The organism is Halopseudomonas pelagia CL-AP6 (assembly GCF_000410875.1).
GTDB classification, from domain to species: Bacteria; Pseudomonadota; Gammaproteobacteria; order Pseudomonadales; family Pseudomonadaceae; genus Halopseudomonas; species Halopseudomonas pelagia.
Genome location: NZ_AROI01000016.1, coordinates 90,959 through 104,860, shown reverse-complemented (window position 1 = coordinate 104,860; position 13,902 = coordinate 90,959). Strand labels below are relative to the sequence as shown.

The 13,902-nt window shown below is 54.0% G+C and carries 12 protein-coding genes; 3 read left to right on the top strand and 9 right to left on the bottom strand.

What is annotated here, in order from left to right:
• The first annotated feature begins 5 nt into the window (after positions 1-5).
• On the top strand, positions 6-1,181 hold the full coding sequence (locus K787_RS0113335) for a tyrosine-type recombinase/integrase (RefSeq protein ID WP_022963302.1): 1,176 nt from the start codon (positions 6-8) through the stop codon (positions 1,179-1,181).
• Positions 1,181-2,047, top strand: a complete 867-nt coding sequence (locus K787_RS23125; protein WP_022963301.1) for an HD domain-containing protein — start codon at positions 1,181-1,183, stop codon at positions 2,045-2,047. The genes K787_RS0113335 and K787_RS23125 overlap by 1 nt, the downstream gene beginning before the upstream one ends.
• An 89-nt stretch (positions 2,048-2,136) precedes the next feature.
• Here K787_RS23125 and K787_RS23120 read toward each other — a convergent pair whose 3' ends face one another.
• From K787_RS23120 to K787_RS23115, 3 genes are read right to left on the bottom strand one after another with little or no spacing between them, the layout of a single operon-like run.
• Entirely contained in the window at positions 2,137-2,337 is a 201-nt protein-coding gene (locus K787_RS23120) for an MbcA/ParS/Xre antitoxin family protein (protein ID WP_040641001.1), read from the bottom strand.
• 41 nt (positions 2,338-2,378) lie between these two features.
• A complete protein-coding gene (locus tag K787_RS0113320; protein ID WP_022963299.1) occupies positions 2,379-3,008 on the bottom strand; it encodes a metallophosphatase domain-containing protein in 630 nt (209 codons plus the stop codon).
• Positions 3,005-3,616, bottom strand: a complete 612-nt coding sequence (locus K787_RS23115) for a 3'-5' exonuclease (protein ID WP_040641009.1) — start codon at positions 3,614-3,616, stop codon at positions 3,005-3,007. The genes K787_RS0113320 and K787_RS23115 overlap by 4 nt, the downstream gene beginning before the upstream one ends.
• A gap of 300 nt (positions 3,617-3,916) precedes the next feature.
• Between K787_RS23115 and K787_RS25100 the strand changes: the two genes are divergently transcribed.
• Entirely contained in the window at positions 3,917-4,144 is a 228-nt protein-coding gene (locus K787_RS25100; RefSeq protein ID WP_152486842.1) for a hypothetical protein, read from the top strand.
• 33 nt (positions 4,145-4,177) lie between these two features.
• On the opposite strand, the gene K787_RS24790 is transcribed toward K787_RS25100, so the two are convergent.
• From K787_RS24790 to K787_RS0113280, 6 genes are all read right to left on the bottom strand, one after another.
• Positions 4,178-7,261, bottom strand: coding sequence for a tyrosine-type recombinase/integrase (locus tag K787_RS24790; protein WP_022963296.1), 3,084 nt, complete (start codon positions 7,259-7,261; stop codon positions 4,178-4,180).
• On the bottom strand, positions 7,246-9,480 hold the full coding sequence (locus tag K787_RS0113300; RefSeq protein ID WP_022963295.1) for a hypothetical protein: 2,235 nt from the start codon (positions 9,478-9,480) through the stop codon (positions 7,246-7,248). The genes K787_RS24790 and K787_RS0113300 overlap by 16 nt, the downstream gene beginning before the upstream one ends.
• Complete coding sequence (locus K787_RS23110) at positions 9,473-9,922, bottom strand: hypothetical protein (protein WP_022963294.1); 450 nt, start codon at positions 9,920-9,922, stop codon at positions 9,473-9,475. The genes K787_RS0113300 and K787_RS23110 overlap by 8 nt, the downstream gene beginning before the upstream one ends.
• Before the next feature lie 871 nt (positions 9,923-10,793).
• Positions 10,794-11,123, bottom strand: coding sequence for a hypothetical protein (locus K787_RS0113290; protein WP_022963293.1), 330 nt, complete (start codon positions 11,121-11,123; stop codon positions 10,794-10,796).
• A gap of 116 nt (positions 11,124-11,239) precedes the next feature.
• Complete coding sequence (locus K787_RS0113285) at positions 11,240-12,217, bottom strand: methyltransferase (protein ID WP_022963292.1); 978 nt, start codon at positions 12,215-12,217, stop codon at positions 11,240-11,242.
• Positions 12,218-12,225: 8 nt separating this feature from the next.
• Complete coding sequence (locus K787_RS0113280; RefSeq protein ID WP_022963291.1) at positions 12,226-13,689, bottom strand: iron-containing redox enzyme family protein; 1,464 nt, start codon at positions 13,687-13,689, stop codon at positions 12,226-12,228.
• Positions 13,690-13,902: the final 213 nt, after the last annotated feature.

Sequence of the window (13,902 nt, the reverse complement as noted above, 5' to 3'; positions counted from 1 at the left end):
CTGCCATGGGTAGCGTGAACGTACGAGATGGTCGCCTTTATCTGGATTTCCGGTATCGCAGTGTGCGTTGCCGGGAACATACCAAGTTGAGTGATTCGCCTGCCAATCGCAAGGCGTTGGCAGCGGTGCTGGCGAGACTTGAACTGGAGATTCAGCGCGGTACTTTTGATTACGGCAAGCATTTTCCGGAGAGCCCAAAAGTTGAGCACTTCCGGCAGCTTGAGCAACTGGTTCAGCAGAAAGCGGTGGGCGGGAAAATGCTGTTCGAGGTATTTGCGAATCTGTGGTTGGAGGAGAAACGTGCAGAATGGCGCCTCAGTCACATAGAGACAATCGAAGGCATTCTGCGTTGTCACTTGGTGCCGTACTATCGGGGTAACCCCATAGGTGTCATCAGCAAAGGCGACATCATGGCTTTACGTGGCCAGTTGTGCCAAGCAGATGCGGAGACGGGGAAACAGCTCTCAGCCTCACGGGTCAACCACATCATGACGGCGCTGCGCATGATATTGAATGAAGCGGCTGAGCGTTTCGGGTATGAATCGCCGTGGCGCAATATCAAGGCATTGCCGATGCCCAGAGCAGACATCCAGCCGTTCACGCTGAAAGAGGTTCGGTTGATCATTGATAATGTGCGCGCAGACTTTCGTTCCTACTACCTGGTGCGGTTCTTTACTGGCATGCGTACCGGGGAAATCGACGGCCTGACATGGGATAACGTCGACTTTGGCTCACGGCAGATTCACATTCGTCAGGCCTTGGTTCGTGGCCAGATTGAAAAGACCAAAACGGCGAGTTCGTACCGGACATTGGCTATGTCGCAGGTGGTTTACGATGGTCTGTATGAACAGTGGAAGCGGTCTGATGAAAAGAACCGCTTTGTATTCACCGCCAGGAATGGCCAGCCGCTGAACCACCGAAATGTAACGCGCCGCGTTTGGTATCCCTTGCTGGAATATCTCGGACTGGGGAAGCGTAACCCTTATCAGTCCAGACACACGGCTGCGACACTCTGGCTGGCGGCAGGAGAAAACCCGGAGTGGATTGCCAGGCAGCTGGGCCATGCGAATACAGGCATGCTGTTCCGCGTGTATTCACGTTACATCCCTAACCTGATCAGACAGGACGGTAGTGCGTTTGAGCAATTGCTGGATCAAGAGCTGTGTGAGGAGGTGGGCTGATGCGTTCATTGATAACACGAGCTCGCTCCTCCTTGTATTGGGTTGAGCAGCAACTAGAAGAAGGTGGGGCGCTCAATTGGTGCGTCACTGGGCTGGAACGAGAGCCTGCTCCTTCCTTGCCTTCGGAGCAGCTGCAACCCTGTAACTCTGATGGCCAGTGGGTTGTGGTGGAGTTTTCGACAGAAGGTGAAGGACGCGACCTTGTCAGGCTGCGGCCCTTGCCGGACTGCATTCCTCGCTCGCAGGTGGAACGTCAGGCTCAATGGGCCAGCGGTTTGCAGAAGAGAACGCTGGTGAAAATCTGGAGTATGTTGGCTTATATCGACGATGAGCTACTGAAAGGCTTTCTGCTCGATGTGCTTATGGACGACCAACTGATGCTTGCATTCTGCCGTGATAGGGCCAGTCACGGCTACCATCACAACCATGTCGGCGGCTTGCTGGCTCACAGCTATGAAGTGGCAGTGAGTGCCGCCACGTTGTGTAGTCAGCATCAACTGGGTATGAGGACAACATGGGTCGCATTCATAGGAGGGTTGTTGCACGATATTGGTAAAGTCCGAATGTTTTATAACGACAGCAACGGGGTGTCTGGCGAACATGAGGCTTACAGCTTTATGGTGCTTTCAGCACCGCTGGAACACCTTCGCATGAAGTCTGCTCCGCTGTTCGAGGCGCTGACTGCTTGCCTAGCGCTGAGCAGCTCCAGAGACTCAGATCCTTATCAGGTGGCTGGGATTGTGCGGATGTGCGATCGATTGTCTGCTGAAGTATGTAATTGGAGGAAAGCATTTGAGCGACGGCCCAGCCATTTCTGGTACGTAAAGTCGCAACATGATGGACGTATGTATAAGCGGCTCAATTGAAAGCTGCGATTGAGAGTCTGGAGATTGTAGTTTGCTCGCCAGCAGGGCGTCATTGCACAGGTCAGAGTCAGAGTAGCGCTTGCGGCAATCTATGTGACGACGCCATGCTCCAGCCGCCCGATTATCGTCAGCACAGCGGCGAGCCCCGCGTCGCTGTCGAGCAAGTCGATTGGCTTTGCGTCAAGTCCGCGTACGTAATACTGTAACCAGGATTTCGCGCGTTTCCTTGACTCCAGCAGCTGCTCAGCTGCCAGTAGTGCTTTTTCGTATCGCTCGGCTTTTTTGTCCATTTCGCTCACATACCTCAAATCAAGAAAGCGCACATGTGCCGTCAGGTTAGCCCAAAAACAACCGGGTAATTACTCGGCTCATACCACTCGGTGCAGGTGCTGGCGTTGATCAGTGTCGTACTGCGACGCTGATACATCCCATAGCCTTCATGGATATGCCCAAAGACGTGGGCCTTCAAGCGCAACGCATCAATGCGCTCCAGAAGGTCATAGCAGCCTACGTTGCTGCTACCGATGAACGTCGCATCACCGTAGCCCAGCGGTGGGCCGTGGGTGATCAGAACATCGGTATCATCTGGAATAAGCGCCCAGACATCCCGCAGCGGCTGCGCTCGCTCTAGCATGAACGCCCAGTCCATGAACGTCGGCGTCCAGGGTGAGCCCCAAAATCTCACACCATCAATCTCGACACCGCTGTCCTCCAGGTAGATTGCATTGGTCAGCAGCCCCCGCGCCTGTTCTGGCTCATCCTGAAAGGCCCGGTCATGATTACCGGCAATGACGATCTTGTGACGATGGGGCAGGGTGCCCAACCAGTCGTTGAGATCTTCAATATTGTCTAGCGTCCCCTGGCCCAAGCTGTCTCCGGCATGAATCAGTACATCTCCATCCGGAATCTCGGGAATGTGCCTGTGCAGACTGTGGGTGTCAGAGATGCAGACGAGTTTCATGGTTCCATTTCCGGACGTGTGAGCAGTTCGGGTTCCAGCGACCAGTCCATGAAGGGTAGCAGCCGGACGATATTGCGCGCATCATCCACACCCCGATGGTGCTGCCCTTCAAAGCTCAGTTCATGGTAAGCCAGCGCGCTCGCCAATCCTGTCTTTTTACGCTGTCCTGTGCTCCGTCGCCAGAGTCGTTTCAGGTTGAGATGGGGCACACTCAGAACAGTTGTGGATGCACCCAGCTGTTCGCATTGGGCCTGCATATGCAGACGGTCGTAGTTACCCCAACTGCACCAGATGAAGGAGTCTGCTGGCTGGCCGAGCCAGTGGTTCAAGGCATCGATCGCCTCCGGAAACCTGGGTGCCGCATCTGCCATGTCCTGGGTGAGACCGGTCAGTGACTGGCAGAACGCGCTCAGCTTGGGGTAGCGGGTAGGGCGAACCAAGAAGGAACGGCTGTCGAGCAACACACCGTCACGGGTGGCCAAGGCGCAGCCAATCTCGATTGGCTCCATGTTGTGCACACTCTGAGGCTGCCCGTCTGGAGCCATCTGGTCTTCCCAGCAGGTTGCCTCAAGATCAATGGTCAGAATGCGATCGGTTGGATGAGTCATGATGTGAACTGCCATGTCATTCTGATGACACTCCTCTAGTTATTAAGGCGGCGAGTAAGGGCCTGAATGCCATCTATCGTACCGGATATGCTTATGCCAAGGCAGGGCGTCTGTTGATGGATCTATGGCAGCGTGGCGAGTTCACCACTGACCTTTTCACACCGATACAACCGGAACAATCAGAGCGAGTCATGGGGGATGCTATGGTAATGGGGCGGCACATAATTAGTCTGGAGCGTCACAATATTGATGCACTCAAAGTCGTCGAGCACCCGTATCTCGAGTTTGCAGGGCTGAAAGATGATCAGACGTATTCCTGTCCATCATGAAATTCCACTTAATCCAATCGGTGATGACTGGATTTGTTCGGATGTGCATGGGGAATTTCAGCTGCTGATGGAGCTGCTTAGAGATTCAGGTTTTGAGTCTGCCCCCTCTGGCAGGATAGGTTGGTTATGCTCGGTGGGTCAGTATTACTCCGGCGGTGACATCACTGGACGCTTATCTTCTGGAGAGTCAGAGGTCTGAGCTATTTCCATGAGGTAATTGCCGGATTGCGCTTCAGCCTTGCCAAGCACGAATCTCATCAGGTGCAAATAGGACGATAGCCAGTCGATGGAACAAGGTGATAAGCGTGTGGGATGAGTATCCTTTCTTGCCCTCTTCCGTCCGTCCTTTTTCCTCCGGGTGGCGGAGCTTCAGTATCCCTTTTCCATGGGCGAATCTTGCCTCCTGCTTCATCAGGCTGTGCTCCATCTGCAGGGCACCGCAGTGCCACTGCGATAAGGCCTCGGTGGTCGTAACACCAATATGAAAACGCCAGCGCGGCCACTCAAATATCTGGGTCACTGTCTTCATGTACCGTCTAAAATCCTGGGCACCATAGAAGCAGATGCCGGAGTGGGCGCTGTTGATGTGGGTCAAGGTGTACTCGATCAACCAAAGCAGCTCAGGGCGGCTATGGCTTTTTGCAAAGAGTTTTCGGCAATGATGGTGCGCGGCGGCCAGGTCACGTTTTTCTGATACGTCGACAGGTTCTGGTGGCAGCAGTTGATGACGGCGACTTTTAGGGAATAAACGCGATGCGTTCTTATCGGTCGCCAGTTCTCGTAAAGCTAATGCTGTTTGGTGCCAATGCTCGATTTGCCCTGGGGACAGCTGGTAATACACGGCCGCTTCAGCAGGGTCCTGCCCAGCTTGGATCTTGCCCAGCACACCCAAGGCTTTGATATAAGCTGTCTGGTCCATACGCATCTTGGCTGTTTGAATAGGGCGGAATTTGCCATTTTCTTGGGTGGGTAGTGAGGCTTGAATAAATCGAGTGAGCCGCTTGTGCAGATATTCTGTTAACTCTGCTGGTGTGATTAACAAGTTGTTTCTACGCATGTGGCTGATGCGGTGGCGTCGTAGGCCTAGCAGTGCGAAAGCTTCTATGCTGGATAGGCTGCGTCTATTTTCATTCAAGTGTAGAGCGAGCAGCAGGTCGCTGAAGTGCATGTAGGTGCTGAGGGTAATACCGGGGCTGCTATGACCGGCCAGAACGGCGATTGCCTGGTATCGATCCCTCAGGCGACCCTGGCCACAGATCTTTTCCAGCAGATCTTGCCGATGCATGGGAGGGTAGGGCAGAAGTGTGTCGACTTCAGCTGGGAGTGAAACCTGATCATGGTGTATCAATAGCTGAAGGCGTGTCAGGGCGCTGTGGCGCAGATGGTAAAGCCGGTAGTAGAGGCCACCGCTCAAATCCGCAAGAATTTTTTTCACTACGATGGACAGTGTTCTCGTATCCAGAGGTTCTCTTGGGTTGTCCGGTTGGTGAAACAGCAGTTCTGCACTGCTTTGGCCATTAAGGCGCCTGCTTCCGATAAAGTCGCGCATCAATTGACTTTCTGGTTCTGTCAGCAGTGGGAAAAGGGGGACCTTGCGTAACGCTGCTGCCGTTTTGTTACTGCCGTGCTTGTTGTCGCGAACAAACAGCCAGGCTATTGCGGAAGGCTCGATATCCCGTAAGCGCAGCTTGGCTATTTCGCCAGGACGCAGGGCTGTCCTGAAAGCCATGATCAGAAAACATTTGAGCATGGTGCGGTGAAGCGGAGTGATATCTTTGAACTGGTCGCATTGTAATAGCAGCCCAGAAAAAAGAGGTTCATCCACGATAGCGGCGCTGACATGAGGAACGGTGCCGGAGCCTTCTTGCAATGGCTCATGGAGTGGCGGAAAGTCAATTGTCTGAACACCAAACTGGTGCAGATCCTCCAGCCGCCCTGCGCGGTACGTGCGCTCTTTCTGACTGCGTTGCGTGTCCAGTATATGCGAGTACAGAGACTGGAAGTCTTCTTGGTCAAAACTCAACAGATCATGTGATTCTGTGGCGATCAGCCATTCCGCAGCAACCGTATTCATGTATCGCCGCGCGGTGGACTCAGCATTACCACGCTCATTGAGATGATGAATTAGCCAGCCAAGCAGCACCTGCTCAGAGACTTTCTCGCACTCGTCTGCCAGCGCAGCGAGCTCGGTGATCAATTGGCGCTTGGTCCTGGGCCTGGCGGGATCAACTCTGAATATGCGAGTCAGTTTGGACAATATATGGGGGCGGCGTTGCTTCCTGGAAGGTGTCCTGCTCGGCTGGGATACGGGGCCGCTGAAAACCGCAAAGTCTGCAAATAGATACTCATCGCACGGGCCGATGCTGGGTTGTAGCAAACGATTCCAATAACACGAGGGTAGGCTGCTACTCGGCTGTCTCCCCGTCGCGTATTCAACCAAAACTTGCGGTAACTCAACGCCTGGTTGGCTTTCAGCTACCGTCACGCCACCCCATTCAAGCTGGCGTTGGGTGAAGGATGCTTTCAGCTCTTTATTGATAAGTTCAAGGCAGGCCGATAGATTGCCCGGAGCCTGCGGTTTTTTTCCATCTTTGCTGCTCAGGTACTGGCGTAACAGACCCAGAGTAATCGGGTCGGGAAAGTAGTGAACCTCGCAGATTGGTTTTTCCGAGTCTGCACTATCATCCGGTTGCTTTCGATTGCTGGCCCAGCCTTGCCCTGGGGGTATGTGCAAGGGAATCCAGCAGAGTGAACTGTTACCGCATAGTGGTTTGGGTTGGTTAAGTGCATCAGCCAGAGCTGGCCACAGCTGTGCTCGGTTTAATCCGCCATACATGATCGAAGATAGGAGCAGCCTTGCCAACTGCCTTGACGGGCTAACAGAGTCTGCTGTTGTTAACCTCGTTTTCCAGCTGTCCTCCGCCAGAGCAACAAGCCTGGCGTGTTGATGTCGCCGCAGATTTCGTGTGGACCTGCGTTGGTGGAGAGTGACGATGGGTGGCGGGATATCGATGGCCCAGATTCCTGCCTGATTTCCAGCTTCCAATTGCTTTCTGATCCAGCTGTAAACCCGGCGGTACGCTGTGGGGTTGCCCAAGTGCTGCTCAATGGCCTTATCGGCTTTTGACCAGAGTTTTTTGAACTGGCTGGCGTCAGGCTGTGCTCTGAATAGTCCAGGGATAGTTTCCTGAAGAATAGTAAGCGCAGCTTGGATGGTTCTTTCGTCCTCACGGCGCCTCGCTGCGGTGCGACTATCGCGTCCAAGACGAACATTCCTATAGGTTCGCTGGGCATCAGCAGTCAGCGGGTTTTCCATCCGGGGAGCGCCTTGATTTCGTGATGAGTGAGGACTGCTTGAATTACGTCAGCTACACGCCGGAGCTGGCTCATGCCCAGTTGGCTAAATGGTCCCATTGCTTCTTCGCCCAGCTCTTCGTGGCCCATCCAGCCATCAATCACTTCCGGGCTGACTTGGTGTCTTAGCAACTCACTGCGCATGTGGTGCCTGCCCCAGTTACGTGCCCAGGGCAATTGCTCCCCCAGGATGAGCGCCAGGCGGGAAGGGGTAATTTCGACAGGCAAAGCCGCTCCATCATTTTCTTCCAAAAAAAATAATAAATTCTCATCGCCGCTGAGTGTGCGGTCGCAGCGTGCGCATACAGTTGCAATACTCAGGCGAGCGTAGCTGGCGATGTCGCTGAGGTGCTCTTTATATAAGTTGACTTGCTCAATAGCGGTAGCAGGCACGACTAGCGTACGCGCAGCCAAGCCATGCCTTCGTTCTTTGTCGCTTATCCACCAGGTCTGCTGGTGCGGATTCAGGTCTGACAGCAGGCCCATGGGGGCGTTTACGTCTCTATGGCCTGTCACGAACGAAAGAAGTGCCCACACGTAAACTACGTATTTGTTGTGGAAATTAACGAAATCTTTTTCCAAATTAAACGCTTGAGCAAGTACGCTGAACAGGTTGTGCAGTACCCGACCGGGCAAGTGCAGGCGGCTTCCGAGGGCACCTGATTTGGCCTTTATGGGCGGTAGCGAAGCTTGCTGTCCCGAGAGGTCGAACACGGCATTGATGAAACGATAATGGTGTGCGAGTACATCAATACGTTCCTGGTGGCTATAGGAAAGGCTGGGGCGTCCCTGATGAGCGTCACCACGTATTAGTGCAATAACGGCACGATCTGTACCCTGATTCAGGAGCCAATGCTCCATATAGCGGTTAATTCTGCCAATGGTCAGCCGGGTACTGTGTGTCTGGTTGATAGCTTTCAGCCAGGTGCGTAGTACCTGCGCCGTCGGTAGCGGCGCTTGGAGTGGTGCCGACTCAACCCAGGCAGTCATTTGCTGGGGTAGAGGAAGATGCAGTGTATTCAGAACAGCGGGTAACAGAGCGTCTAGATGATTGGGCTGATGGCCTGCAGGCACCTGATGTGTGAGGGTACGGCAAGGGACCTGATTAATGATCGTGATCTGTACTTTATGTGCATTGGCAAGGTGCCAGCCGGGATCCCGTCCACTTAGCAGCGATAGCAACACCCAGCCAGCGGTATGGTCATTTCTGGTTAAAGCCGACAATGCGTGGGTAACCAGATGCTCGATGTCCCACTCGGAGGCCTGTTCGAAAGAGCAGGGCAGCGATTGTTGCCGCACACGCATTTGCTCAGCAAGTCGTATGCTGTGAATAGCCTGAAGAGCGATTTCCTTTTTATGCAGGCTACGATCGTGAAAGCGATAGGGAACGCTTGTGACGATTGTTGTCGGCTCATCCTCGTTTTCACTGGCTTTACTGAAGCTGGTCAGCTTTTCAATACGAAACTCCGGGTCATCCACGCCGGTATCGACCAACGGAACGAAAAAGTTGGCTGCAGTCTGTGGAGCTGGGGGGGCTGAGGTTGGGCTGGAAGATTCGCCGCGCTGGCGAATGACTCCTTTCCGGTTTCGCGCAACACTACGGATTACGACAGCCAGATAGCCAAGCCCCAGCTGTTGTACAGAAGGCAAGTTGAGATAGTTCTTCCGTAGCTCATGCAGATGCTCGTCCAATTGCAGGAGGTAGTCGAAATCTTGTGGAGACGGTAGCAGCTCCAGCAACGGTTTATGTTTGGCGCTTGTTGCGATCAAGCGGATTTCCCGAAGTGCCGATTCAATCGCACTGTTATGATCTCCTTTGATGTGCAGACTACAGCAGCACAGGATCACTAGCCCCAACCACTGTTCATACTTCTCGGCGTTGGGGAGGTAGTCCCAAGGGGTGTTCAATGCGGATGCGAACGGTGATAGCGTCAAGAGTTTTGAGCTGACCAGGGTTTTATGAGCGGCTGCCCTGTCAGTACTGGCTGCGGGAAAGTGCTGAGAGGAGTAGCTGAGGTATTCAGCGGGCAGGTTCAGCATATCACCAGCGCGTTGGTGCTTTTGAAGTAGTGGTAGGCAGAGTTGATGCAGATAACCCAGAGAGGTCTGCCGTACTGTATCCGGAAGTTCTACTGGAATAAGGGCGTCGAGAAAGGCTATTTGGCCGTCCGGGCTATTCATCGTCACCCCATGGCTGGTTCAATAAATCGATTATTTCCTGCGTAGTTGCTGGCGGGCTCGGTTGAGTACGTTTCCGCCGCCGTTGTTCGCCGAGAGCTGCCCGTGAGATACCTGTCCATTTGCACATGAGCTTGTCATTTAGCGTTTTGGTATTGAACAGTTCCCGGTGCAGGCCATGCGACATGGACTCTTTCAGTGTATCCCGCAGGTCTGATATTGCATGAGGGTGGAGGCTGTTGAACACCTCGCCAAGCACCGAAACCCAGGCAGCACGCTCAATCTCTATTTCCGATATTTCATCTGGAGTCAGGCAAACCAAGAGTGTGCCAATGGGCGGCTGGTCGGTCTGCCATAGCACGCTTGTCCAGAGAGGAGCATAAAGCTCAAGTGTGCTGGGAGTAGCGATGCATTGCAGCGGTTGTTGCGCCAACGCTTTTCGCATGGTTTCCGGAAGTGCTGATCTGTTGAACCAGCGGTGTAACTCTCTGCTCCAGGTATGGGCAGCCAGTGCAGCGGGGTGAAGCGTAATCTCTGTAGTCTGGGTGCTTTGTTTCAACCGGGGCATGCCGACGTACTCAAAGGCTCGTTCCAACTGACACCCTTGCCATTGAAATCTCGATGGAAAGGATGGGAGTGAGCCGACAATGATTTTTATACTGTACGGTTAATCAGTGCTTTGTGTCTATACCCACTTACAGCGAAGGGGGGAGTTGCAGTAATGAAAGGCTTTCTTGTCCATCGGATTGGGCTGAGGCATACTGCGCGGCCGCAACTAGGTCTGATAGCGCCTTGTTGGGCAGACTGTTCTTACAGCTATCGTCGCCAGCGCCTGCATGGATACGAAAATGTGTTGAAAAGAGGCTAAAAACTAGTCACTAAAAACATGAGTTTCCGTGACCGTGACCGGATGATTGTCTTCAACTGATCTCAATCTGCATCAGCCTGAAAAGCTGATAGTTTAGGATAAAATCCTTTAAAATCAATGGTCGTCAAATAAGGTCGATTAACACTTTCTGGCTGGCACGGCCTGTCACGCCGGGGGTCGCGGGTTCGAGTCCCGTCCACTGCGCCAAATTTGCAAGCAGTCGCTTAGGCGGTTGCAAAAAAGCGACCTTCTTGGTCGCTTTTTTTTTGGTTTTTTTCGGCGCTGATGCTGTTAGCACTGTAAGACAGGAGCCCGGCCAGTCCATGTTGGCCGGGCTAGCGAGCGGTCTGCCTGGAGAGAAAAGACGGAATTGGCTCCCCCTGCATTGCCTCGAGCTCAGTGCCTGAGTTGAATATGGAGAGCAGGGTGCGAAACGGAGCGTTTTCGCTCAGGGTTTGCTATCAAGCTTTCGATCCTGCCACATGCGCGCGTAGCGCGACGTTTCTTGCGCACCGGGCATGTAAGTGGGCAGCGTTTTTTTATCCACTGCCCTAAGAATGTCATTGCGCGGCAGGCGTCCCTGATCAATCAGCATGTCCAACTTAAAGCGATGCACGAAATCCGCAACATCATTCAAATGCTTTGGCGCTACGCGCTTATAGAGTTTGTTATCCGGGCATTCCAAGACCACCATCAGATCCCCATTTGGCGTGGTTTCGGTAGACACTTTGTAGCCGGCTAATAGGCGTTTGGTTTCACTTGCGTCACGATCATGCATGGGTAAAAACTCCGTTGTAACATGAAGTAAATGACGGCTCTAAACTGATTAGATTCAACTGCTCCGATGAACGGTTATCCGGCGGAACAGCGTCATAGACACTTATCACAGATTATTTAATTGAGGGTCAGGGTGAGGAGTATCGCTGCGATGCGTTCCACTGAAGCGTATTCAGGGCGCCGCAGTTCCTCGGAAAATACATCGGGGTCCAGCTCCTGGTACTGCCAATGGCAGTCGCTGCTATGTAACAGCTGCTGCAGTTGGGCGCGGAACGGATCTGTCCCGCGAACCATGGCAACGCCGGTATAGAGCAGCAAGGTGCCGCCTTTGGCCAGCTTGCCAAGTGCTTGTTCGACAATCTGGATGGAGAGTCCGGCGCCGAGTTCGCCGCCACCGTGACGGTAGGCCCGCTCCTGAGCATCCATCATATAAGGAGGGTTGGCGATGATCAGATCGAGCCTACCTTCCACGTCATCCAACAGGCTGCCGAGTTTGGGTATGACATTGCCCACCGCCGCTACCTGGGCATTAATGCGGGTCATGTGCAGTGCCTGCGGATTGATGTCAACCGCGACGACCTCGCAGCGCGGCTGAGACCGGGCGAGCGCTATCGCTCCGGCACCTGAACCGCAGCCAACATCGGCAGCCCGGACCAAAGCGGGCTGATGGTTGTTTAGCCAATCTTGCACGGCGTTAACGAACCGATAGGTGTCGGGGCCGAAGAACACCGACTCGGCACTGCTGGTTGGGTACGCGGAATGGCTCAACAACAGATCGCCGAGGCTCGACCAGCGAATGCTGCTGCGCCAGCCTTCTGCCCAGGGGCGCAAAATACCCGCCTGTAACATCAGATCAAAATCGTCTGGTGCCACCAGCTCACGTAAAAATGGTCTGCTCCAGCCAAACACATCACGCAAATCCTCGGCCCATCGGTTGCCCTGGCGCTCGTTGTTGTAGGCGTGGGTGAGGGGTGTCACCGTGGTGAAGCCGTATCCGTAAGTCTGCAGTTTGCCGGCTAACGCTACCAATGCCTTAGCGCGTCGCTCAGAAGGCTCTTCGCTGGGTGTCTTGCAAGAGGTGACTGCTGCATGCATCGGAAAGCCTATGCCGGTGATTGGTACATTTGCGAGGAGAACATGCGAGTGGCTAATAGCCCTTCGGGTGTTCCGTGTTGGGAGGGATTCAGCATGCTGATAAGCCTGGCCATACGCTGGCAGTGGGGCAGCTGTTCCAGTTCTCGGCGCAAGGCTGCCAAGGGCTCAGGAGTTGGCTCGATAGCCAATTTGCTGCGATCGGCGGCACAGCATGGGGTGTCGCTACTGACCTTACGTCGGCTGCCTGGCGCGGGTTTAAAGCTAGGTTGCTGACCCGCGTCATTGGTTTGTTGCTGGGTTTGCCAATCCTCGGCTATCCATTCATAGATCAAGCGCTGCTCATACTCGGTAAAGACGCCAAACATCAATGCGTCTGGGCCTGCGATAAGGTGCCAAAACCGGCTCTGGTCAGGATCCGCGCCGCGCTTGATCCAGCCACGCGCCTCAAGTGCGTCAAGAAACGCGGGCATTTGCCCCGGCCCGGAGAGCCACTGGTTGACCGTTCGACCTTCCAGCTTGCAATAGTCGGAATGCACCTGCCGACCAAATATCCGTTTGCGATCCAGCATCCGGACAAGTTCTTTATGCAGGTCGAAGCTGCGAATAATGGCTCGCGTGCCCAGGCCGAGTTCATTGAGTTGAAAACCGCTGCGGACCCGGCGATAAAAATCCGCATCCGAACCTGAGCTTGGGAGTTGCTGCGTTACTGCCTGGACGGCCTGGCGGGCGTGCCCGCTATGGGCATTATCGATGGTTACATGCAGGGTGAAATAGTAAGGGTCAATACCCAATTCATGTAGCTCGAATGCGCTGATCAACAAGTGCAAAGGAAGTTGCTCGTACCCCAGGTTGTAACCGATAGCCTCGGGCAAAAACTCTTCGCCATGATAGGCCAGAGCCAATTGAAGGGTGCCCTGAAGGTAATGGTCGTCCGTAAGGGGCAGGGGGCTGTCGCATCCGTGTTTGGCCAGCAACTGACGGTACAGCAACACATGGTTCATCTGCGCCAAACCATCACCGAGCTCTTCAAGGTAGGTGCGGATCAGTGGGTGAAAGCGAGGATCCTGCCAGTGCGTAAGGGTGCCGTATAGCCAGGCCCCATCCACCAGCTTGGACGGTGCGACGGCCTGCAGGAAATGCAGAGCATGAGCTTTGCTGGTAAAAAAGCGTCGTGGGCTACCGGTTTTTCGTTGCTCAAGATACGCCGCATATTGCTGCCCAACTTCCATTGTTTTGGCCGTTACCCAATCTTCCAGAGCCTGTTCAAGGCCATGAGTATTGGCGGGCAGTTCGCACTCCATCTCCTCTGCAATACTCAGATGCTCCTGCAGGAACAATCGCGCTGCCGCGCGCGTACTTTTATCATGAGGTGCGCTGAGCAACTGGTCGTAGAGGGTTTTTGTATTCGAGAAAATACCCGTCAGAGCGGTTCGGTTCTGGTGAGGCAAATTTTGCGTGTGTTGTAACAGCATCTCATGTTCTCCGCAGTACTGAGCATGCAAGACGAACAGGCTTGCTTGTTACTATCTGAGCGGTGTGTGGGCAATAAATTCAACTTGATTTATTGTCAGGCGGTTACTTGTGTGTGGGCCGTCAATCTTGATTTAACCGTTGTCCGTCAATTTTTAGCGCCGATACGGTCTGTGCGGCGGCGTTGATTGGCCGAGATGTAAGCTGGGGGCTGC